Source organism: Candidatus Tisiphia endosymbiont of Ditula angustiorana, from assembly GCF_964026425.1.
In the GTDB taxonomy this organism is placed as follows: Bacteria; Pseudomonadota; Alphaproteobacteria; order Rickettsiales; family Rickettsiaceae; genus Tisiphia.
On record NZ_OZ032143.1, the window covers coordinates 459571 to 483857 of the forward strand.

A 24287-nucleotide genomic window follows, 5' to 3' on the forward strand; every position below is an offset into this window, starting at 1 on the left:
GGCTATTTTTTTAGATCCCTGCCTTCGCAGGGATGACACCCTAGGCTAGAGGTCTAGTTAATTTATAATATCTCCAAATCAATAATCAATTCTTCAAATTGCTGATTATTAGAATATTCTAGAGTTATTTTGTCTTTTATTTGGTTTTTGAACCAAGTAATTTGCCTTTTTGCATATTGCCTAGTTTTAATTTGTGCTAAATTTATAGCATTTTGCAAAGTAATTTCATTATCTAAATAGCATAATATTTCCCGTAGACCAATGGTTTTTATTGCAGAAGAATATATATCAGGAAAATCTTTTTTAATTTGAGCTACTTCTTCAATTGCTCCTTCATTAAATAATTTTTCTAACCTAGTATTACATGTTTGATAAAGAAATTCTCTCTTTGGATGTAGAAAAATTACCTTAAAATCAAATGCTGGAAGAATAGATTTATTTTGTAAGCTTTGGAAAGCAAATATAGATTGCCCGGTTTCCATAAATACTTCATAGGCTCTTATAACCCTTTGAGTGTCGTGTTCGTGTAACTTTTGGCTAGCCAGTCTATCTAGCTCTTTTAGTTTATTAAAAAACTGGGTCGAACCAATCTTAGAGTGTACCTCTCTAACATATTGCCTAATTTTAGGAGATATTGATGGTATTTCATTATAACCAAAAAGTAATGAATTAATATATAACCCAGTACCGCCAACAATTATTGGTAGCTTGCCTCTACTACGAATGTTTGTAATTTTTTCAAGAGCATAATTTATATATTGTATTACTGAAAATTCTTGATCTATAGATAAAAAATTATAAAGATGATAAGGAATCTCATTACGGTATGTTTGTGATGGCGAGGCAGTAATAATAGGAATCTGCCTATATATCTGCATAGAATCACAGTTAACTATCTCACCATTATATATTTTAGCTAAATAATGTGCCAAATAAGACTTGCCGCTAGCGGTAGGTCCACATATAACTAACATTTTCTTTTTTTGCATTAATGTATATACTCAAGAATAGAAAATTAACATGAAAGCTATAACTATAGTCAATTCAGGAGAATTTGATGCTAGGAACGATGGAGCGAAGCCTATAGATAATAGGCGAGCGATCGAAGACGACGTCACCAAATTCTCATCAATTGACTATACCCGACTATCATTACTTCGTCTATGAGCAAGGAGTGCATAAACACAACTAAGCAAACATCACTTTCTTGGATTGCTTCGTTGCCGCTAAAGCAGCCCTCGCAATGACATTTGGGTAAAAGTACTGCCACCATTGCGAAGAATGCGTGAGTACGACGAAGCAATCCATTTTTAATCATTTTTTATATTGCTTCGTCGCCACTGAAGTGACTTCTTGCTAATAAACAAAGTAATGCTAGTCAGGTTAGCTATAAGATGAAAAATTATATACTCGATGAAAATCAACAATTGCGTTGTTGTTGTCCAAGACCTGCGGTGCTCACGTACTAATGTACGCTGTGCTCCTCGGCTTGGACACTCCTAGCACTTGTTGATTTTGATCTTCGTCTACCAACTCTTCATTTACGAGCAGTATACCATGACAAAAATAATAGGTCTAGATGTATGACAAGACCGGCATTCCTAATTGCTTTTTTTACAACAATTGTGCGTTATTATGATTATGCTCTTTTTGGTCTCTCGGCAGCAGCTCTATCCAAGAATTTTTTACCTCTAGGATCAAATGATAGGCAGATATTATTATTTTTTGCTATATTCAGCATAGCTGTAATAGCTCGTCCCATAGGCTCGATCATTTTTGGTTTTATCAGTGATAAATATGGTAGAGTTGTATCAGTTAAAATTTCAGTATTTTTGGCTACTATCTCTACAATTCTTATAGGATTAACCCCTAATTTTGATAAAATTGGTATGTATGCTACAATAATTTTAATATTTTGTCGTATGACATTTTTAATGAGTTTGGCAGGGGAGGGTGATGCAATAAAAATTTATGTTGTAGAAAAGGTGGGAAATAGGCATAAAAATTATACTTATGGTATCGTGTCATTTTGTACTCAGGTTGGGGCATTGGTTGCTGCAGCAATTTATCATTTTTCGACAAAGTTTGAACAAATGTCTCATTTATGGCGGGCAAATTTTATTATTGGTGGAATCTTTGGTTTATTTATCATAAGTCTAAGGCACTATTTTCGTGAAAGTGAGGAGTTTTTAAAGTCTAAAAAGGATCATAAATCTATAGATTATAACTTTTTTGATTTAGGAAAGATTATAAAAAATTCATTTGGCAGATTTATCATAGCAATATTAATAAGTGGTTGCATAGGAGGTATTTACCATTTTTTAATTATTTTTTGGGGAGTCTTTGCAGCAAAAAGTGCGTTGCTTATGAATAGCAATCAAGCTCAAATTATCAATATAGTCTTAATAACCATTTACGCTATTATGTCAGTGTTTTCTGGTTTTTTATCCGATAGGATTTATCCTAAAAAACAAATTATTACATCGTTATCATTAAGTTTGTTAGTTATAATTATTGTACAGTTTCTATTATATAAAGAAATCTTTGTGATTTACTTCCCTATCATTCTTATAGCACTCTCTCCATTTTATGTAGTACCATTACAAGTTATTGTCCAATCTCTATTCATTACTAATATTAGGGCTAGAATGTGTAGCCTATCGCATTCACTTGGTGGCATGATAGTTTCGTCAACAACACCATTTTTTTGTATGTTATTGTGGCAATATTTTAATTCAATATTCTTAGTGCTAGGATTTTTTCTGCTATTGTTATTAATATTGTTCAGTACAGTAATTTATCTGTATAGTACAAACGTTATAACAAATTATCAAACTGAAGGAGAGAATTTTGCAAAAAAAACATAATCTAATAAATTATGACTATAGTGCCTATAATACTTTAAGAAGGTTAATAGTTGATCATATAAAGCCATATCTCAAACAGATCGGCATAGCAGTATTTTGTATGGTAATTACGGCTGTGTGTGCTGCTTATAGCGTTAATTTAGTACAACCAACTATTGATCAAATATTTTTAACAGGCAATCGTCAAATGCTACTATTTGTACCTTTAATGGTAATAATAACTTTTACTGTTAAAGGTATTGCTGAATATTATTCAAATTATTTAATTAAATTTGTTGGTCAGAGGATTTTAACTGATCTGCAAATTAAGATGTATGAGCATTTATTGTTTGCCGACATTCTCTTTATTCAATCTCAATCATCGGGGCGTTTAATATCACGTTTTACTAACGATATTTCCATGATGCGTGGTGCTATATCGCATTTACTAGTAGGTTGTGCCAAATATTTTTTAACAGTAGTAGGCCTTATCATAGTGATGTTTAAGTTAGAACCTAGGTTATCTTGTATGGTATTTCTAGCATTTCCCCTAGCAATTTATCCAATACAGAAATTAGGGAAAAAAATTCGTAGAATATCAGGTCAAGCTCAAGAGGAATTAGCTAATTATACTTCTAGGTTAGATGAAACTTTTCAGTCAATTAAAATTGTTAAGTCCTTTTTAGGAGAGAAGATTGAAAGCAATCGAGCTTTATTGCTCTCTAGCAATATTTTACGTTTTCTAAAGAAGACTGCAAAATTGGATGCATTGGTCTCACCAATCATGGAAGTATTAAGTGGTATGACAGTTGGAGGGCTTATTTGGTATGGTGGGTTGTTAGTCATAAAAGGAGAAACTACACCAGGAGCATTTTTTGCTTTTATTACTGCCTTTCTTGCAGCTTATAGACCTTTTAAAAGTTTGGTTTCTTTAAATGTAAACTTACAAGAGGGTATTGCTGCAACAAGAAGAGTCTTTAATATTCTAGATACTGAGCCTATTATTAAAGATAGTGTAAATGCTCAAAATGTTCAGTTAGTTAATCCATCAATAGTTTTTAATAATGTTGAACTAAAATTTAATAATAAAGTAGCTTTAAAGCTCGTTAATCTAAAAATAATGCCAGGGAAAACTACAGCTTTTGTTGGACGTTCTGGCAGTGGCAAAACTTCATTATCTAATTTATTAGTAAGATTTTATAACCCAACTAGCGGACAGATTTTAATTGATGATTACGATATTAAAGATATAAGGATTGACTCTTTAAGGCAGCAAATCTCTTTAGTGACGCAAGATACTACATTATTTGACACTAGTGTTGCAGAAAATATTGCTTATGGTAATCCAAATGCAACTCGTGATCAGATTATTATAGCGGCAAAATATGCTGATGCTCATGAATTTATTTCACACCTTCCAGCAGAGTACGACACGATAATTGGTAATCAAGGTTCAACACTTTCAGGTGGACAACGTCAGCGTTTAGCCATAGCTAGAGCTTTTTTGAAATCAGCGGCAATTTTAGTTTGGGATGAAGCAACCAGCTCGTTAGACCAAAATTCTGAGCGATTAATTCTAAATTCTTTAGTAAATATTCGTGAGAATAAAACCACCCTAATTATAACACATCGTTTATCGAGCATTAAGGATGTTGATCATATAGTTGTTATGAAATCTGGCATGATATTTGAACAAGGAACTCACTCACAACTTATGGACAATAAAGCGGAATATTATAAATTATATAATAAGGAATTAGAGGAGGAAAAAGTGGGATAAATAATTTTTTATTCAATACCCAAAATCTTATGAGTTTGTAAAGAAAGGCGATGACCATACTTAATGGTCAAATCAATAGCTAACCGTTCATTTTCTTTATTTAGCAACGGATTATTTTGATCCATAGGCTGAATAAATACTGGTATATTATACTTGCTTTGTCCTACTTCTGGTATGTTAGAGTATTTGGGTATATTTTTAGCCACCAAAAATTTCAGGGCATTAATATGAGATAGTAAGTCATCTCTCAATAGTGCATAACCATTTTTCCCAGCTTTTGGTGAGCAAACTATATGGACTTTATCTGGAAGATCACGATATAATGTGCCATTAGTTTCAATTTGCACTATATAATCCAAATCTATTAATTTATAGCACAATAATTCTATAGGTTGACGAAAAGGCTCACCACCAGTTATAACCACTAATTTGATATTAGACCTATTGCATAATTCTATTGCTGCTGGTAATTTGTGTGTGCTACCGGTACTTTGCTCCTCACATACATCTAAATACGTTGGGGGTTGAGATTCCGTGGTTTTTGCAAATCCCCTAGCAGAAGCGAATTCTGCAAGAAGTCTATTAATTGCCAGTTTTTCAACTTCTTCGATAATATTATTAATAGTTAATATATTAAAATCTTCAAAGTCGGTATCGCAGAAATTACAAGCAAGATTGCATCCACCAAGCCTAATAAAAACAGCAGGCATACCTACAAAAGGTCCTTCTCCCTGAATAGTCTTAAAAATACTTTTGATTTCTAGACTAGTTCCATCATTAAATATGGCTGGCCTTTTAGGGTTTTGTCCAAACATAATGTATTAGTATAAAAATATTGTTAATTTTTAAATGGAAAGGCTAATAAGATTGGAGTAGTATAATTAATATTTTAGTATATAATGCTCAACTATAAAAATTAGTTATTCAAAATATAACTATAATATATAATTTATATTAACTACTCAACATATAAATAGCTCTTTATATGAAAAGGTTTAATAATTATGGTGGTAAAAACATGAGAAGTGACAGTGAATATTTAAAAAATAATTTTATTGATGCTATTAGGAAAGAAATTATTTTGCTAGGCACAAATAAGGACCTTGATAGCAATGTATCATTATGTGGGATAGATAATATTCTTGAAAAAGATATAGAAGGTAGTTGTTATAAAACATTTTACAGTGAAGATGGTAATGTTAAAGCAGTCCATCAGGACCCAGCAGGTAATAATTGTTTACTTTTTGCGATTGCCTCGAAATTATATCCACTAGCTGAGAGGTTAATTGATGATGCAAAAGGTAAGTTGTCAGATGAGGAATACAAAGATTTCCTGAATTATCAATATGTAGATGTAACTGGTCAGAAAAGAAGCTGGTATACCAATACTGCATTAACTTTAGCTACCAAGCATAATCAATATCAATTAGCTCAAAAATTACTAAATGAAGGTGCTGATCCAAATGGTACTGATGAATATGGGCTAACATCTTTGAGTGTGCTATGTTTTCATTTAGGATTAGTATCAGAAGAAAAAAATACTGAAACAGTTAAACTTATTAAACTATTAAAGTCTAAAGGGGCTGATTATACATATAAAGATCTGCTAGGTTTAAAGCCATTAGATTATTTAACGAAAGACCTAGATGGTCAAGAAATAAGAGGATATAAGCTTCTTTCCGTGAATGAAATCAAGCAAATTAAGAGTATAACATTTGGTGGATGGTATGTTGATGACAACAAGACACCAGTAAATATTCCAAAAGATTGGCCTGTAGAAGCTTGCGAAAAAGAATTAATGACAACTATTGGTAAAGAAAATGTTGATAAATATTACATTTATGCAACACAAAACAGTTATGCCGTAGATGGAAAAATATTTAATTCTTTCATTTGGGGTAATGGTTCAAATTTAGTCAGTGTAATGAGGGATTATGAATTTAGTAATCTTAAGAACAAGTGGAGAAATGCAGGTCCAGTAACTCGTAAGCAGGATTTTTTTAATAGTCAACAAGGATTAAAATTAAAAAGTTTACTAGAAAAAGAAGGGGAAATTGAAGAGTTAGTTGATATTACAAACAGTTTACTAGCAGTAGCACTTGAAACAAAAGATAGTCCTTCTGTAGAGCAATACATTACTCAAGAACATAATCAAGAGAATGACGTCCCGCTTATTGCTTCTGTTGATCCCATGTTTGTAGAATGCTAGATTTATTAGGTTTCGTGAAGGTTAATAGCCTACAACTGTCGACACTTGTGGGGCTTATTGCATAGTACCCTACATTTTTCTATAATCGTCATAGGAAGGCTCTTTAGATGCCGTGGCGATCCAGGTAAACAGCGAAGCTGTTTTTTCTAGTACGCTTCGCGTATCCTGGATTGCCGCGTCGCCGCTTTCAGCGACTCCTCTCTAATAGACGATCAGCAGCCATTTTAATAGTGGTTATATAAAAAATGTAGGGTACTATGGGCTTATTGTGGTAGCAATATGCTAACAAATTCGGTTTTTGATAAGTCAACTACAGGCTTTACAAGAACATTCTCTGCATTTGCTTTTTTTACGTAACCCACTGTTATGCCGTAAGGATAAATATTACCATAACCAGATGTTATAACTTTTTCGCCTTTTTGCACAAGATGAGTTTTTGGTAAATAGAGTATTTTGCTACCGTTCTCATAGCCGCTCATGATACCTTTTTCTTTTGAAGATACTGTAGTGATGGGGATTCGAGAGTTTACGTCATTAACTAAAATTATTTTAGAGTAATTGTTGCTTACTTGTATTACTCGCCCAACTAATCCTTCACTGTTGGTAACTATCTGATCAACTTCTACACCATGTCTCACTCCAGCTGACACTAAAGCAGTTTTACTGAAGGGGTTTAATGAAACACTTAGTAATTTAGCACTGACATAGTTATATTGCTCTTCTTCTACAACTGACAGTAATTTTTTTAGCTCTTTATTCTCAGATTGGATCAAATATATATTGCTCTGTAAGTTTCTTAGTCTTGCCACTTCTAATTGTAGTTCGATATTTTCTCTTGCTAAGTCTCGTAAATAAATAAAATTTTGGGTTATTAAATTAATTTGCTTAAATATGTTTTCATGAATTAGCAATCCACCAAAAATAACATGTCCAACGACTTCAAGAGAAATAGAAGAAAATCTTTTTGGAGCAGCAATAAATAAGTAAAGTGAGGCGATAACAAAAAATAAAACGAAAACACGTCTCAAAGTAACAAGTATAAATCTAGCAAACTCTACTATTTTACTAGAACGCTTTATTCTGTTTGCAAGTAATGCCATCGGTTAATCTTGTTTAAATAACACATGCTTGAATTTTTGGAAATCTTCTAGTACTTTTCCCGTGCCAAGAGCTACGCATGATAGTGGTTGATCAGCAATAATTACCGGTAGTTTAGTTGCTTCTTTTAGGACATGATCTAGGTTTCGGAGTAATGCCCCACCACCAGTCATAACAATTCCCGTATCTACAATATCAGATGAAAGCTCTGGAGGAGTACATTCCAACGCCACTTTTACTGCTTCTACAATTTGACTAACTGGTTCAATTAGACTGTCAGCAATTTGTCTTTCATTTAGTAGCATTTCTTTAGGGATACCATGGATTAAATCCCGTCCTTTAATTTCCATTACTCTTGGTTCTAAACTATCATCTACGTAAGCAGCCCCAATCTGTTTTTTGATTTTTTCTGCTGTAGCTTCACCGATTAGTAAATTATAATGCCTTCTAATATAAGAAATAATAGACTCATCCATTTTATCGCCACCTACCCGTACTGATCTAGCATACACAATACCACCTAATGATAGGACGGCTACTTCTGTTGTTCCTCCGCCTACATCAACAATCATTGAACCAGTTGCTTCTGTTACTGGTAATCCAGCACCAATTGCTGCTGCCATAGGTTCTTCTATAAGGTATACATCTCTACCTCCTGCACTCTCTGCTGCTTCTTGAATAGCTCTACGCTCAACTGGTGTAGAACCTGATGGTACACAAATTATAATCATTGGACCAGTAAATGATCTACGATTATGTACTGTTCTGATGAAATATTTTATCATTTCTTCAGCTCCCTTAAAGTCGGCTATAACACCATCTTTTAGTGGTCTTTTTGCTTCAATGTCTGTTGGGGTACGTCCTAACATATTCTTTGCTTCCTGACCAAATGCGTATGGCTTAAATGCTCCGTCCACTTTAATCAATGCAACTACAGAAGGTTCGTTAAGTACGATTCCTTTACCTTTGACGTACACTAAAGTATTAGCCGTACCAAGATCTATGGCCATATCACATACAAATTTCCTGAAAAATTTTGTTAGCATTTTTATTTCTCCAAAATCAAATCATTTTAACGCATCACCCTAATTCGGGATAAGAATTAGTTAATTCTTATCCCGAATGGGCTTTAATATAAGGAAAAATGCATTCTTAAAGCGGCTAACGCGAATGCATTTTAAACCTTTCTAAAGCTAAAAACATGATTTTAATCTTTTAAAATCATGTTTTTAGCAAAATATTAATTTAACAATCAGATGCAGAGCCGTCTCAAATCTGATTGTTTCTATAATTTTACCGAATTTGGGATAAGAATTGACAAATTCTTATCCCGAATTCGCGTGCATCAGGTTTCTTTAGAATGCATAATAACAAAATTACTGAAAAATAATATACATATATTTGGCAATAAAATAGCTAAGAAAGGGGGGGTTGCATTATATGCGAGTATTTTAAACAAAATCTCTAATAGAAAATAAATAATAAAACCTAGAAATAAGCCAATTACTAAGATTTTTTCTTGAGAATTATCACGTTGCTTAAGACTAAAAAAGCAGGCTGCTAAAATCACTGTGGTAGCCATAATTATAGGCTTAAATAACTGTTTATAGAAATAAATTTGGTAGTTAGTTATTGGTAAACCAAATTCTACTAAATGTTTAATTGTATCTGGTAAATCCCAAATAGCAATCATCTCAGGATTTATAAAACTATTTAGTAAGTTACTTATTGATAAATTTGTTGGAACAGTAAAATGCTCATATTGTTTGACATTATAGTTATCCGAAATTTTTACAGAAGTTAGTTTTAAATTATTATCAACTAAAATAGCATGTTCTCCATCAATTCTTTTTAAGAAATTATTTTTGTCATCTAAAAATAATATAATAATCTTATTTAACTTATTGTTCACTACATCAATAGACCCAGCCTGAATAATTCTTTTATTGCCTTGATAATTCTCAAAAAATAGTAAACCAGATTTTGATATTATAAAATTATTAGATGTCTTTTTACTCAATTTTGCTTCTAAATATTCATATTTTTGTAAACCAAATGTACCAATAGGGTTACATATAGTTATTAGTATTATACCAAAAATCACCGCTGCAAAAACCGGAACAGCAATAACCCTCCAAATATGTATACCATTGCATAAAATAGTTATTAGTTCGTTATGTTTAGTTAGTCTTTTTAGAAAAAATAACATCGCAATGAAGCTAAGAAGAGAAGCTACTTCATTAACTAAATAAGGTATTTTATATAATACAAGTTTCCAAAAAAAATGTGTTGGAATATATGCAGCTTTAAATTTTTGCAAAAGGTCAAAGATATTTGAAAGAATTAAAACCCCGATAAGCAGAAGCAATATACCGATGAAATAGCCACAATATAGCCTGAGCAGGTAAATTGAAAGAGTTTTAAAATTAATCATTTTAAAATAAAAATTGGTGACCGTAGTGGATGATTTTACAACCAAAAGTGAAGCAAGAGCTATTATAACTCGATAATCAAGTTTTTTTCTGAGGGCTACAATTCATGGCAGTGTATGTCATCCCAGCGAAAGCTGGGATCTAAAATATCTAACAACACTATCTATGCTATTTTTTCATATTCCCGCCGTTGCTAAGAATGACATTTTCTCAGCTTCTTTTCATGACTTTTAAACTGTCCTGAATTATATAATTCAATAAAAACTTGATTATCGAGTATAAAACACCATAGTACCCTACATTTTTTATATAACCACTATTAAAATGGCTGCTGATCGTCTATTAGCGAGGAGTCGCTGAAAGCGGCGACGCGGCAATCTAGGATACGCGAAGCGTACTAGAAAAAACAGCTTCGCTGTTTACCTAGATCGCCACGGCATCTAAAGATGCCTCGCGATGACGATTATAGAAAAATGTAGGGTACTATGATAAAACACCACTGGTATCATACATGTATAATATAATCTCAACTATCGATGTAATAAATTAATAGTAGGCTCAAGTAATCATCGCCATTATGTCATCCCTACTTGCCATTATGTCATTCCCGCGTAGGCGGGAATCTATAATATCTAATAGCTTTTGTAGGTTATTTTTTGGATTCCCGCCTACGCGGGAGTGACATCGTTTTTGATCCTGTAAGTACCATTACTTACGTTGGCTTTTTGATTCGGGCAAAGCTCCGCAGGGATGACACCCCACAGCTGTCGAAAGTTAGAAGAGGAAGCGGTTTTAGAAGTCATAATGACAGTTTAAAAGTTGTCGGCTTATAACCGCTGTCATTGCGAGAAGGCGTAAGCCGACGAAGCAATCCACTTATGGTTACTTTTTTGGATTGCTTCGTCGACCTACGGTCTTCCTCGCAATGACGTTACCCTATTTAAAACCGCTTCCTCTTCTAACTTTCGACAGTTGTGGATGACACCCTAGGCTATTAAACCGATATCTTACATCGAATTGAGGTTAATATAATAACTATATCAGTAATAATACTCGATAATCAAGTTTTTTCTAAGTCATTGTCAATACCATGTTATTGACATTTGCTTCTAATTAATCTAGACATATAATAAAATTTAGTCTAATCTTTAAGGCTCGATATTATTATTAACTTGTTATGGATCATCTAAACCAAATACTAAAATCTGCACAAAACAGAATAGAATCAACTCAAACTCTATCAGAGTTGCAACAAATTAGGGTGGAGTTTCTTGGGAAACAAAGCTTACTTAACCAAGAAATGAGAAAGCTTGGTAGTCTTGAGCAAAATGATCGTAGAAAGTTAGGCGAGGCAGTTAATCTGCTTAAAGGGCAGATTAGTAATTTGCTAGAAGCAAAACAAGCAGTCTTGGAGGAAATTGCATTAAATAAACGATTTGCTGAAGAAAAGACAGATTTAACAATTCCAGCCCGGCAGTATAAGAAGGGGAGCATACACCCCATTACCCAAGCTACCGAAGAATTAATTCAAATATTTGCAAAATTTGGGTTAACAATTGAGTATGGTCCAACTATTGAAAATGATTGGTATAATTTTACTGCCCTAAATTTTTATGAAGATCACCCTGCAAGGCAGATGCATGATACTTTCTATCTAAAAGCAAAAGAAGGAGAACAGCCTTTATTGTTGCGTACCCATACTTCAACGATGGAAATCAGGACAATGGAAAAGGGTAAACCACCTTTTAGGATTATTGCTCCTGGTAGAACTTATAGATCTGATTCAGATATGACTCATACACCAATGTTTCATCAGATTGAGGGGCTGGTGATCGATAAAAATATCAATATGGGACATTTAAAATACATTATTACAGAGTTTATCAAAGATTTTTTTGAACAAACAAATATTGACATACGTTTTAGACCAAGTTTTTTTCCGTTTACTGAGCCGAGTGCAGAAGTGGATATTAAGATGCAAGGTAGCAATAAATGGCTTGAGGTACTTGGCTGTGGTATGACCCATCCAAACGTTCTTAAAAATGTTAATATAGATAGTGAGTGCTATCAAGGGTTTGCCTTTGGTCTAGGTGTTGAGCGTTTTGCTATGTTAAAATATGGTATCAAGGATCTCAGGCAATTTTTTGAAGGAGATATAAGATGGTTAAAGCACTATAATTTCTCTGCTTTTGACTGGCCAACTCTAGCTGGAGGATTAACAAGATGAAATTTACTTTATCTTGGTTAAAAAAATTCCTAGATACCGAGAGTTCTGTTGAAGAAATTGCTGAATGTTTAACTATGCTTGGTCTTGAAGTGGAAGAAGTAATAGATAGAAGGACGGAGCTAAAGGATTTTGAAGTAGCTCATATACTAGCTACTAAACCTCATCCATCGGCGGACAAGCTAAAAATATGTGATGTCCAAACTAGGGAAGGTATTTTACAGATAGTTTGCGGAGCAAGTAATGCTAGGGAAAATATTAAAGTAGTACTGGCAAAAATAGGTTGTGAAATCCCTAATGGTAAATTTAAAATTAAAGAGTCGGTAATACGAGGAGAAAAAAGTTGCGGAATGTTATGTTCTGAAGCAGAACTATTAGTGGGTACTAATTCTGATGGTATAATAGAACTGATGCCCAATGCTAAAATAGGAGAGCCATTTATACAATATTATGGGTATGATGACCCAGTTTTTGATATTAACGTTACCCCAAATCGTGGTGATGCTCTTGGCGTCTATGGTATAGCTAGAGACCTAGCTAGCAAGGGTATTGGTACGCTTAAAGAATTAGAAGTACCATCAATTGCCGGAGAATTTAAATCTACTGTGGCTTTAAAGATAGAAAATAAAGAAGCATGCCCATTATTCTGCTTTCGGGAAATAAGAAATTTACAAAACAAGACAAGCCCTGATTGGTTAAAGCAATTATTGCAAAATATTGGGCTAAAACCGGTTTCAGCCCTAGTGGACGTCACTAACTACATATCTTATAGCTTCGGGCAACCAATGCATGCTTACGATAGAAGTGAATTATCAGATCACCTGCACATTACACTACTTAAAGAAAAAACTAAATTTCTAGCTTTAAATGGTAAAGAATATGATTTAGATGCAGGAGATTTGGTAATTCAAGATGATAGGCGAGTAGCTACTCTTGCTGGTATTATAGGGGGGGATAATAGCAGTTGTGGGATTGAAACGCAAAATATCTTGCTAGAAGCGGCGTGTTTTTCTCCTAAATATATTACTAAAACTGGCAGACATCTGCAGATCGATACTGATTCTCGCTATCGTTTTGAACGTAATATTGACCAGGAATTTACCTTAAAAGCCTTAAATATTGCAAGTAAAATGATTTTATCTATTTGTGGAGGTAAAATTTCTGATATAGTGTATAATGGGGATATCACCTTTGCTCAAAGATTCGTGGAATTCCCTGTAGATTGTCTAGCTAAAATAACTGGTCTGAGCTTAAATAAGATAGAGATTTGTAATATTTTAGAGAAACTTGGCTTTGCTATAGTAGATATAGGTGACACTCTAAAACTTACCATACCCTCTTGGCGACATGACATAGCAATCAAAGAAGATATTGTTGAAGAAATTGTTCGTATTTATGGTTATGACAAGTTAGACTCGATTAAATTACCAGAAATGCAACTAACAAGGATTATACCTAAAGAGCAAAGAAGAATTTCTGATATTAAAAGGATTTTAGCCACTTGCGGGTATGATGAAGTCGTAACAAACTCATTTATGGATAGTGAAGTTACAAAATTATTTGCTCCAATAAAAGAGGAATTATTTCTACTAAATCCTATTAGTGTAGATAATAATTATATGCGACCTAGCCTCATTGCAAATTTACTTAAATTAGTTCAAAAAAATTTAGCAAGATCAATTAGAGAAATTGCTTTGGTGGAAGTAGGTCCAATCTTTAACTCTTGCACATCTGATGGTGAGTTGGTTTTTGCTTCTGCAGTAAGATGTGGACAATATCATGTGAAAGATTGTCATTCTGAAGCTCGCTTAGTAGATGTTTTTGATATTAAATCTGACCTAGAAAATGTTTTAAATTATACTGGCTTATCAATTGATAAGTGCCAATTTTGTCCAACTGAGTTACCTTATTACCATCCGACAAAATCAGCTCTTATAAAACTTGGTAAAAATGTCATAGCATATTTTGGACAAATTTATCCATCTATATTAAAGCATTTTGATATTGATTGTGAGATATTTGCCTTTGAAATAAATATTGCCAATATACCATTTGCTAAAGCAAAGTTTGCTAAAAGAGACGAGTTTATTGTTTCCGACTTCCAGCCAACTTTTAGAGATTATGCTTTTGTAGTTGATCTAGAACAGCCGGTTGGCGAGATGATGACTTATATAAAGAATTCTAATAAAAAAATAATAAAATCAGTTGATCTATTTGATGTTTATGTAGGGGATAAACTACCATCTAGCAAAAAATCAGTAGCAATTAAAGTGCAATTCCAAGCAGATGATCGTACGCTAAATGAAGCAGACCTAAATTTATTGAGTCAAGAAATTGTTACAATTGTTTATGAGAAATTCCAAGGTAAGTTAAGAGAATAAACTTCTACTTTCAGACTAATATATATCCAAAAAATGCTAAAGTAACCTAAGTTTGATATAATACCATTTCCCATTATTAACTACGCTAATACTACAGTTGTAGTTACTACCTAGAGCTGTCATTCCCGCACAGGTAGCGGAATCTAAAAAAATAGCCTAAAAGACTATTAAACATTATTAGATCCCAGCTTTCGCTGGGATGACATCGTTTTGACATTAGTACTACAACTGTAGCACTAAATAGCGCTCAGTACAGGACAAAGAGATTAAGGAGAGAATAAAAAATAGTAGATAACGCGTAGCCAAAGCTCTATTACTTAGGTTATTGAAGACTTAAGAGGCAAGAGAATGATTACAGCGTTATCACAATTAATAGGAGACTACTTTTTTAATAGTTTTGCAAGCATAAAATTAATAGAACAAATAATATTAGGATTATTGCAAGTGAGAGATGTAAATCTTACACAGCTTGCCTTAACGATAAAAGGAGATAAGCAAGAATCACGCTATAAGAAATTACAGAGATTTTTTGCCAAATGTGAATTATCATATACGTCCTTAGCCAAGTTACTGGTTAGGTTGGCTGGAATTGATGCTGAACAATGGTTACTAGTGCTTGATCGGACAAATTGGGAATTTGGCAAGCTTGACATCAATATTTTAGTATTGTCAATTTGTCACAATGGTATAGCTATACCAATTATGTGGGATATGTTGCCAAAAGCAGGAACTTCTAATAACGTTGAACGTCAGCAATTAATGGAAAGGTTTATGAGTGTGTTTGGCATAGAGAAAATGTCAGCATTGCTTGGGGATCAGGAGTTTATTGGTGATTTATGGCTAAAGTTTTTAGCCGATAAAATGATACCATTTTATATTAGAATCAAAGCCAATCTTACCATTGGTAGAGCAGAAGACGAGTTAGTTACTGCTAATCATTTAATTAAGAAGTTACAGAATGGTGAATATATGTTATTTAAAGGAAAAAGATATTTGGGTAAGAATTATAAAGGACCTAAAGTATCTGTGGCTGCACTGCGTAATGATGAAGGCGTATTAGTAATCATAGCTACCAATGATAATCCGCATGTAGCACTAAATATATATAAAAAAAGATGGGAAATAGAAAGCCTTTTTGCTTGCCTTAAGACGCGGGGCTTCAATTTTGAAAATACCCATATAATACATTTAGATAGAATTAGTAAATTGCTTGGTTTACTTGCTATAGCATTTACTTTTGCTTATGTTGTGGGTCAATGGCAAAATTCTATCAAACCTATAAAGCTTAAAAAACATGGTATACTCGATGAAAATCAACAATTGCGTTGTTGTTGTCCAAGACCTGCGGTGCTCACGTACTAATGTACGCTGTGCTCCTCGGCTTGGACACTCCTAGCACTTGTTGATTTTGATCTTCGTCTACCAACTCTTCATTTACGAGCAGTATAGAAAGTCTATCTCCTTATTCAGGTATGGCTTAGATTACTTGCAGAGAATATTTTTGAATATTGCAGAAATGATGGAAAAATGGATGGAAGTTATAACAAAATTTATTAAGCCAATAATACCATCTTTACTCCGATTATCACCTTGTTAATCTCTTTGTCCTGTACTGAGAAATAGCGTAGTTAATAATGGGAAATGGTATAAGACATCGTTTCATCGTATATGTCCCTACTTTGTTCATCCCTGCTTCCCACAGTTGTCGAAAGTTAGAAGAGGAGGCGGTTTTAGAAGTCATAATGACAGTTTAAAAGTTGTCGGCTTATAACCGCTGTCATTGCGAGAAGGCGTAAGCCGACGAAGCAATCCACTTATGGTTACTTTTTTGGATTGCTTCGTCGACCTACGGTCTTCCTCGCAATGACGTTACCCTATTTAAAACCCCTTCCTCTTCTAACTTTCGACAGTTGTGCCCTGCTTCCCTTTATGTCATTCCCGCTTCGGTGAGGAATCCATAATATCTAATAGCCTTTGAGGTTATTTTTTGGATTCCCGCCGCAGCTCGAATGACATACTAGTGATCCACGCGGGCAAAGCTTTCGCTGGGATGCCATAATGGCTAGCAGGGACATCGAAAGGGAATCAAGGGTTCACCCCTAATGGGGATGATACTGATAATTTATTACATCGAAATTTGCTTTTTTTATTTACAGTCCTTGACTTCGTTAAATTAATAACGTTATATTGTATACTCAAGAAATATTAATTAAGTAGGAGTAGTTGTATGACAAGTGGTAATGAAAACTTAAATTTTGCCAATGAATCTGTGAATAAGCTAGCTGAGGCTGCAATTGCAGCTTATGTTAGCTTACCGCCATCTTCTCCTGATAAGAAAAATTTAGAAGATGTTGCTGAGATTATAACTAGTACGATAAATGTTGCGGATGGAAGTAACTCACAGAAAAATCTAGAAGCATTAAGCAAAAAGGTCGAAAACAGTAAAAATAGTTCTCTAATTGTTATTAAAGTAAAGGAATGGGCTCGTTCTCTTATTAAGTTTTTAAAATTTCCATTTAGTAAACAACATAAAGAAGAGTTAAAACACGTAGAAGCAGATTTTATTAAAGAGCTTGAACTTATAAAAAAAAGTTACGATAAGGGTATTTCCCCTGTGCAGGAACAAATATCTACAAGTATTCCAGCAAAAGAAACCGGGCTTTTGCCCCCATCTTTGGTAGAAACTCAGCAGAAACCTCATGTAACGACGGCTACCACAGCACCGGTAGTAGTACATGAAACTGCACACTTTACTATCTCAGTGCAGGCAACAGTTACTCCTCCTAACGATCCAGTTACGCCACCGCCACCACCGCCTCCTCCGCCTTCACCTTCTCTTTCTGATGTAGTGCTGCAACAGATATCTCAAGCTGATTTGTTGGCGGCTATAACAAGAGGTAACTTTAAGTTAAACAAAGTAGAAGACCGAATATTAAATGAATTACCTGCAGACCAAGCAGATGATCCATTTATGAATGAGTTGCAGAAAAAGTTGGCAGCACGTCGAGGATCTGAGGAGCAAGGCGATAAGAAGCTATCTCCAACATATGTTAAAGATGCTGCTGAATTTGAAAGGCTGGGAAGAGAAGAAGAAGCACGCCAAAAAAGACAAGAGGAGATAGATGCTCCAAGGATAGCAGCAGCACTAAAGGAAGAAGCGGAAAAGAAGGCAGCAGCTGAAAAGATACTATCTCCTCCTAAGGTTCAACCTAAGTTTGGAGAAATTCCACCACCACCTCCTCCGCCACTTCTTTCGCCTAGTACAAACCCACTAGCTAATATTAGAAAATTAGAAACAGCTGTAAAAGAATCCCCAATAACCAAGCCACAGACTGATCAAAATAGACTTGGGTTTGCTGTCGGCTCAGCAGATATCACAAATGCACTAGCAGGGTTGAGGAAAGCAGTCACTTCTCCTCAAAAAGAAACAGAAGCACCTACACCAAATTTTGGAGTAAAGCTTAAACAAAAAACAGATGTACATAATAGGTAACTGACAAAACAGTGCAATCCAGCTCAATAGGCTTCGATGTCATTCCTGCAAAAATAGCGGGGTCTAGAAAAGTCTAAATAGTTTTCTTGGCTATTTTTTTAGCCCCCTGCCTACGCAGGGGTGACATCGAAGGTGCAGGGGTTGTAAGATAAAACTATGATATAATTATAGTTATGATATACTAAGAAAGTAAGTGACACTCGTTAGGGATGACAAATCACAACTGTCGAAAGTTCGAAGGTATAGCGGGTTTTAAATAGGGTAACGTCATTGCGAGGAAGACCGTAGGTCGACGAAGTAATCCAAAAAAGTAACCATAAGTGGATTGCTTCGTCGGCTTACGCCTTCTCGCAATGACAGCGGTTATAAGCCGACAACTTTTAAACTGTCATTATGACTTCTAAAACCGCTTCCTCTTCTAACTTTCGACAGTTGTGGGTGACATCACCCCTAATGGCGATGATTACTTAAGCCTACTATTAATTTATTACATCGATACTTGAGATTAGAAAATAATTTTCATCAAAACTAAAGATTATTTCTCCCCTTTTTCTTAAAGCTTTGTTATAATCACTCTTAGTTAACCTGAATTTGATAGTAATAAGTTAATAGTAGGCTCAAGTAATCATCCCCGTGAGGGTTGATGTCATTCCCGCTTCAGTGCGGGGTCTAAAAAAATAGCATAGAAGGTATGTTATATAGTTTTAGATCCCAACTTTCGCTGGGATGACATATACAATGAAACGATGTCATTCCTGCGAAAGCAGGAATCTAAAGAAATAGATAGGAAGGGTGTAGATATTCTAGATTCCCGCCTACGCGGGAATGACATAAAGGGAAGCGGGGATAACATAATGGCGGCAGGGGTTGACATAACCCATAATGGCGATGATTACTTGAGCCTACTATTAATTTATTACATCGATAGTTGAGGTTAGTATACTTAAATCTTATAATTTAATATGAGAATAAATGAATAAAGAATTTGTAAGACATTTCCTAATAGGCTTTTTTAGTGTATTTAAAATATCTCAAACGACAATAAGAAAAAAGCCAGAGACAGATTTGCTTGAGTACTTTATTAAAATAGAAAAAGATATTAATTCAACATTTCAAGAAATAAAAAAAGAATATGAAAGATAGTAAAAGTTTTTTTGCTAATAACAATAGGTTGAATAAAGGATATTTAAAAGTTAGTAATCCTAAGGAGTCTGATAATAGCTTCTATAGTAAGAAGTTTGCACATGTTTTGCCACCTATAGATTTAATGGTAGAATATGAAGATATTTATCCAGGAACATTGACAAAACTAATGGTCATGGCAGAAAAAGAGCAAGCACATAGACATCAGATGGATATTAAAAGTATTGAGGTTTATGAAAGCGTAACAAAAAAAGGTAGAATAAGTAGCATTATATTCATGATAATGGTCTGTATTACTATTGTAGTTTTGGCTGTGTTGGGGCATTTTATGATTGCCAGTATTTTCACTATTTCAGTATTGGTAGGCATAGGAACTGGAATATTCTTATCTTCTGCTAAATTTACTAAGAGGAGAGACTATACTAGAAGGTGAAATTATACCCTATAAGATCTAATTAACATCTAATACAAATAATTGAGTAAAGATTATGAGTAAATTACAAAAAGAAATGCAAGAAAGGCAGCAAAGCCCTTTTAAGTATGTGGTTTTTAGTGGTGGTGGAGCTAAGGGTGCTGGATATTCTGGTGTTTATGAGGGTTTGAATGAGTCTAAAGTAATTGAAGGGGTAGAAGCAGTTGCAGGATCATCGGCAGGTGCAATAGCTGCTGCAGTGACTGCATTTGGTATCCCCCCTAAAGAATATGAAGCTATTTCAAAAAATACAAACTTCAAAGATTTACTTGGGACTCAAGGATTTTCAATTGGTCCGGTGCCGCTTAGCAAAGATGGTACTCCATTATACGAGCTTGTAGATAAGACTATAAGAAAAAGTGCTTATAATTTTTTAAAGGGCAAGAACTTTGTGGAGCTTGCTACAGCGAGACATGAAAGGATTTCAGAAGAACTAGGAGAGTTGGATAAAAAAAGGCAAGATCTTTTAAATACGATTGAAACATTAAAACAACAAGATGATAATAATAGTCAGCAGATTGCTGATATAAATGAAAATATTCGAGGTTTAGATTTTCAGGAACAAGATTTTAAAAAACAATCCAAGAAAATTCAAGCTATAATAGAATCTAATGGTAAAGAATTCATTGAATTAACAGACAAATGTCAAAAGGGTGGTGAACTCCTTTTTAAGGATTTAGCTCTTTTAAGACTTCTTGATCCAGTGCAATTTAAAGACTTATTAATTACTGCAGTAAAGCGAGATGATAGTACTTTGCGAATTTTTAGTGCTGAAAATACTCCTATTGTTTCAATTGCTAGAGCTTGCCATGCTTCCGCTTCTCTTCCTTTAGTTTTTCAACCTGTGAAAATTGATGGTGTCGAATATGTCGATGGGGGGTATAGAGACAATACTCCTATAGGCTATTTCCCTGAAAATGACAGTAAAGTCGATGTTGCAGAAGAGTTGGATGGTTTTGAGAATGTTACCCTAGCAAAAAAGCAAGGTAGGGTTTTGGCTCTTGCCTTCGGTAGTGGCATGGATGATTCAGCAAATATTGCTATATATAGTGCCAAGAATTTTGAAGGTCCAAATGTCCTAGTGAAATTTTTACTTGATGTAGTATATAAAATGCTAGCTAAAGTTGGTGGAAATTTTATATACACAAAAACTAATGAAAAGACTTTTGATGATTTACGTGAGAATGCATTAAATACGGTTACATTAGATACTCAAGGTATATCTACTCTCAGCTTTGATGATGCTGAAAAATATGCAGGTTACTTACATATTAAAGGTCGTTTTCAGACTTTGGAGTATTTAGATAATTTTGAACTTGGTAAAGGGGTAGATAAAGCATTTGAACAACAAAAATTTCTCCTAAATGTTTATGAAGTTTATGATAATGAAAATTTGAATAAAACTTTTTTTAATAAGCTATTAGATCATATAGCCCCACAGGAAGAAACTAGGAAAAAGAATTCTTGGCAAGATCGTGATGTTATGCGAAATCATCAAGAAAAAGCTGATACATTGTTATCTTTTTGTACTGAAAAACGCTGGCAGGGGAAAGATAACAAGACTGTGTTAAAAGAGTATGTAATAGTTGCAGCAACTGCACGCAATAATGAAGTCAGAAATGATACCAAGTCTATAGAATCGCTGATTAAGACCTTAAATAATCCAACAACACCGAGTAAAATTAAAAATGATTTTGTAGAATTATTAGCTATTGATAAAAAACAAGATCAGAGATTTGATACAAGTAAAAGTCCAGCAAAGAATATTACTGAATTTAAGTTTACAAAAGAAGATTTTAATGATTTTCTAGGTAAAAATAAAAGTGAGGCATTTCGAATTAGTAGTGGAGGAAAGGGAGTAGGGCAGGCTAAGGGGGGATGACCATAAATATGGAAATTAATTATTAAAATCACATATTGAATGATGGAAAAAGTTAAAATGCACTCGCGTCAGCCGTTTCAAGAGTGCATTTTTCCTTATAACAAAGCCAGTTCGATATAAGAATTATTAATTCTTATATCGAACTGAGGTTACGTCTATTAGCGAAAAGGCATAAACCGACGAAGCAATCTATTTTTGGTTACTTTTATGTATAATATTCATTGTAATGACTCTTTGTTCATTATATCCTCTCGTTGAATAGCTGGATATTTATGAGCAAAGGGGTGCTAATTCAAAAGCTATTCTCAACTTTTAACAAATTTGTGGTACTATATGAATAATCTTATTTGTAATCCTACCAGCAAACCTTGGAGTACTAATGATTTAATCCACTCGGAACTTATTACATCGAGAGATCTAATATATAATCCATGTCAGTTTATATGTTCTGAACCAGTAATGGAAAGTGAAAGTATTGCATATGGGACCTACATGTTCAAGTTAAATTCTATGAATGTTAGATTCCGTGTTGCTAAGATTACTCCTACAAAGATTGGTCAATTTGTAACACTATGGAAGAGAATTGGGAATGGATCAATTCAGCCATATGATATTGCAGATTCAATTGATCTTTTTATTGTGGCAACACGTAAAGGAGATAAGTTTGGTCAATTTATATTTCCACAATCTGTTTTGTATAAATATGATATAGTCTCGCATAATAACCAAGGTGGTAAGAGAGCAATAAGGGTATATCCACCTTGGGACATTGTTATAAACAAGCAAGCTAAAAAAACTCAAGCATGGCAACTAGAATATTTTTTAGAAATTCCAAGAAATAAACCAATTAACTACGCAAGAGCACAAATGCTTTATAATCAAGTTAAATAGTCATTACTAATTTTGGATCAAGGCAATAGATTGGCTTGCCTATGTCTAATCTCTTGATTGCTTAGTCGCTGCATCGCAGCTTCTCGCAATGACGGTGGTACTCTTGCTGACAAAATATTTGTGGGTAATGCTAAGAAATTATCAGCAGAAGTAGAGTAGAGTCTTGCAAGAAGTCTATTCATTAGGTTGCTTTTGTTGCTTTAGGCTTTTCGTAGTGACGTAAGTTTGGTATAAATACTTATTCGGGTTAGTCGTAAAAATTAACCATCTTCTCGGATATTAATTGGCAATCATATTTTTCTAAAATATCTTGTCGAATTTTTTTACCTAGGTGTTTTCTAAGTAGAGGCATAGTGATTAATAGCTCCATAGCTCTTGCTAAATCTTCTGTATTTTGTGGTTTAACTAATAATCCGTTTATTTGGTCTTGTATTAATTCTCTACCACCTGGGGCATCAGTAGTAATAATGGCTCTACCATATGCCCCAGCCTCTAAAAGACTACGGCTTAGCCCTTCACGGTAGGAAGGTAATACTGCAATATGTGCTTTTTTCCATATTTCTTCTATATTTTTCTGATAACCAAGATATTTGATATATCCTAGATTTTGATAGTCTTCTAATATTGATTGTGCTATTGATTGCTTATTATCTTTGTCAGGTTTGCCAACTAACCAAAACTCAGCATCTATACCTTTTTCTTTTAATATTTTTGCAGCATATATAAATTCATATATACCTTTATCAATAATCATTCTAGCTATCAATGCCACCACTATTTTACTACCTAGTGGTTCTAGAAGAGAAGGAAACTTTTCAGTTTCTATACCAACGCTGCATTGTTTAACAATTAAATTTTTGGGTGCTATAGCTAATTTTACCAGTAAGGCTAAGTCATCATCATTTTGTACGACAAATAACATGCTTTTATAATATCCTATTATGGATATTATTCTAACTATAATGCTTCTAACTAGTCTTAGCAAAAAATTGTTGCTTATAAAAACTAAACCCATACCAACAAAAGTGTTAATAACTTGCGGTAAACTCTTCTTTTTTGAGTATATACTGCACAAGAAGGCAGTTATACTCCCATAAAAAATTGGTTTTATAGTAAAATTATGCAATATATCCGGTTTCTCCTTATTTAATATGCTAATTAACTTGCTTAATAATACTAAATCAGTAAAAGGGTTGATACTTCCACGCTTTATTGAAATTGGAATTACTTGTAAACCATGCTGTTCTATCTTATCTTTAAATTTACTAATATTTGTTAACACTTTAACTTCATAGCCTTGCATTTTAGCGGTTAAAGCAATTGGCAGAAGATGAGCGTAAAAGTGCCAATCTGTATTTGTGAAAATGATAATTTTTTTCATTTGCTTTTCTTAATAATAATTCTATAAATAATACCATATAGCAAATACCCACTTA

The 24287-nt window shown here is 33.8% G+C and carries 19 protein-coding genes and 1 pseudogene; 13 read left to right on the plus strand and 7 right to left on the minus strand.

Annotated features, from left to right (window positions below; all coding sequences use genetic code 11):
• Positions 1–62: 62 nt before the first annotated feature.
• Positions 63–989: a tRNA (adenosine(37)-N6)-dimethylallyltransferase MiaA gene (miaA, locus tag AAGD29_RS02035; RefSeq protein WP_341758325.1), complete on the minus strand. Its 927-nt coding sequence runs from the start codon at positions 987–989 to the stop codon at positions 63–65.
• 594 nt (positions 990–1583) lie between these two features.
• Here miaA and AAGD29_RS02040 point away from each other — a divergent pair.
• Both AAGD29_RS02040 and AAGD29_RS02045 read left to right on the plus strand, forming a co-directional pair.
• Complete coding sequence (locus AAGD29_RS02040) at positions 1584–2867, plus strand: MFS transporter (protein WP_341758326.1); 1284 nt, start codon at positions 1584–1586, stop codon at positions 2865–2867.
• Entirely contained in the window at positions 2851–4626 is a 1776-nt protein-coding gene (locus AAGD29_RS02045) for an ABC transporter ATP-binding protein (RefSeq protein ID WP_341758327.1), read from the plus strand. Before AAGD29_RS02040 ends, AAGD29_RS02045 begins: the two co-directional genes overlap by 17 nt.
• 8 nt (positions 4627–4634) lie before the next feature.
• Here the strand turns inward: AAGD29_RS02045 and AAGD29_RS02050 are convergent, their stop codons facing one another.
• The gene (locus AAGD29_RS02050) at positions 4635–5441 is read right to left on the minus strand and encodes a radical SAM protein (RefSeq protein WP_341758328.1); all 807 of its coding nucleotides are present in this window, start codon (positions 5439–5441) and stop codon (positions 4635–4637) included.
• A gap of 170 nt (positions 5442–5611) precedes the next feature.
• Between AAGD29_RS02050 and AAGD29_RS02055 the strand changes: the two genes are divergently transcribed.
• Positions 5612–6835 carry a hypothetical protein gene (locus AAGD29_RS02055; RefSeq protein WP_341758329.1) on the plus strand — a complete coding sequence of 408 codons (1224 nt, stop codon included), beginning with the start codon at positions 5612–5614 and terminating at the stop codon, positions 6833–6835.
• Positions 6836–7098: 263 nt separating this feature from the next.
• Here the strand turns inward: AAGD29_RS02055 and mreC are convergent, their stop codons facing one another.
• The 3 genes from mreC to AAGD29_RS02070 all read right to left on the minus strand — a co-directional run bounded on the left by mreC (position 7099) and on the right by AAGD29_RS02070 (position 10367).
• Entirely contained in the window at positions 7099–7935 is an 837-nt protein-coding gene (gene mreC, locus AAGD29_RS02060) for a rod shape-determining protein MreC (RefSeq protein ID WP_341758330.1), read from the minus strand.
• A 3-nt stretch (positions 7936–7938) separates the two neighbouring features.
• Positions 7939–8979, minus strand: a complete 1041-nt coding sequence (locus tag AAGD29_RS02065; protein WP_341753644.1) for a rod shape-determining protein — start codon at positions 8977–8979, stop codon at positions 7939–7941.
• Positions 8980–9278: 299 nt separating this feature from the next.
• Positions 9279–10367 (minus strand): LptF/LptG family permease, encoded by a 1089-nt coding sequence (locus tag AAGD29_RS02070; protein ID WP_341758331.1) that lies wholly within the window; start codon positions 10365–10367, stop codon positions 9279–9281.
• A 1175-nt stretch (positions 10368–11542) separates the two neighbouring features.
• On the opposite strand from AAGD29_RS02070, the gene pheS reads away from it, so the two are divergent.
• From pheS to AAGD29_RS02120, 10 genes and pseudogenes are all read left to right on the plus strand, one after another.
• Positions 11543–12592 carry a phenylalanine--tRNA ligase subunit alpha gene (pheS, locus tag AAGD29_RS02075; protein WP_341758332.1) on the plus strand — a complete coding sequence of 350 codons (1050 nt, stop codon included), beginning with the start codon at positions 11543–11545 and terminating at the stop codon, positions 12590–12592.
• Positions 12589–14970 carry a phenylalanine--tRNA ligase subunit beta gene (pheT, locus tag AAGD29_RS02080; protein ID WP_341758333.1) on the plus strand — a complete coding sequence of 794 codons (2382 nt, stop codon included), beginning with the start codon at positions 12589–12591 and terminating at the stop codon, positions 14968–14970. Before pheS ends, pheT begins: the two co-directional genes overlap by 4 nt.
• A 348-nt stretch (positions 14971–15318) precedes the next feature.
• A complete protein-coding gene (locus AAGD29_RS02085; protein ID WP_341758334.1) occupies positions 15319–16332 on the plus strand; it encodes an IS4 family transposase in 1014 nt (337 codons plus the stop codon).
• A gap of 37 nt (positions 16333–16369) precedes the next feature.
• Positions 16370–16567 carry a hypothetical protein gene (locus AAGD29_RS02090; RefSeq protein WP_341758335.1) on the plus strand — a complete coding sequence of 66 codons (198 nt, stop codon included), beginning with the start codon at positions 16370–16372 and terminating at the stop codon, positions 16565–16567.
• A 630-nt stretch (positions 16568–17197) separates the two neighbouring features.
• Positions 17198–18463 (plus strand): hypothetical protein, encoded by a 1266-nt coding sequence (locus tag AAGD29_RS02095; protein WP_341758336.1) that lies wholly within the window; start codon positions 17198–17200, stop codon positions 18461–18463.
• Between the two features lie 746 nt (positions 18464–19209).
• Positions 19210–19395, plus strand: a complete 186-nt coding sequence (locus AAGD29_RS02100) for a hypothetical protein (RefSeq protein ID WP_341758337.1) — start codon at positions 19210–19212, stop codon at positions 19393–19395.
• 40 nt (positions 19396–19435) lie between these two features.
• Complete coding sequence (locus AAGD29_RS02105) at positions 19436–19606, plus strand: hypothetical protein (protein WP_341758338.1); 171 nt, start codon at positions 19436–19438, stop codon at positions 19604–19606.
• Positions 19596–19907, plus strand: a pseudogene (locus AAGD29_RS02110) (DUF2335 domain-containing protein); the annotation flags it as partial. The gene AAGD29_RS02105 and the pseudogene AAGD29_RS02110, both read left to right, overlap by 11 nt.
• A 187-nt stretch (positions 19908–20094) precedes the next feature.
• Positions 20095–21960, plus strand: a complete 1866-nt coding sequence (locus tag AAGD29_RS02115) for a patatin-like phospholipase family protein (RefSeq protein WP_341758339.1) — start codon at positions 20095–20097, stop codon at positions 21958–21960.
• 333 nt (positions 21961–22293) lie between these two features.
• Positions 22294–22851, plus strand: a complete 558-nt coding sequence (locus AAGD29_RS02120) for a MepB family protein (protein WP_341758340.1) — start codon at positions 22294–22296, stop codon at positions 22849–22851.
• A gap of 17 nt (positions 22852–22868) precedes the next feature.
• On the opposite strand, the gene AAGD29_RS02125 is transcribed toward AAGD29_RS02120, so the two are convergent.
• Both AAGD29_RS02125 and AAGD29_RS02130 read right to left on the minus strand, forming a co-directional pair.
• Entirely contained in the window at positions 22869–23033 is a 165-nt protein-coding gene (locus AAGD29_RS02125; protein WP_341758341.1) for a hypothetical protein, read from the minus strand.
• A gap of 65 nt (positions 23034–23098) precedes the next feature.
• Positions 23099–24232 (minus strand): glycosyltransferase family 4 protein, encoded by a 1134-nt coding sequence (locus AAGD29_RS02130; RefSeq protein ID WP_341758342.1) that lies wholly within the window; start codon positions 24230–24232, stop codon positions 23099–23101.
• Positions 24233–24287: the final 55 nt, after the last annotated feature.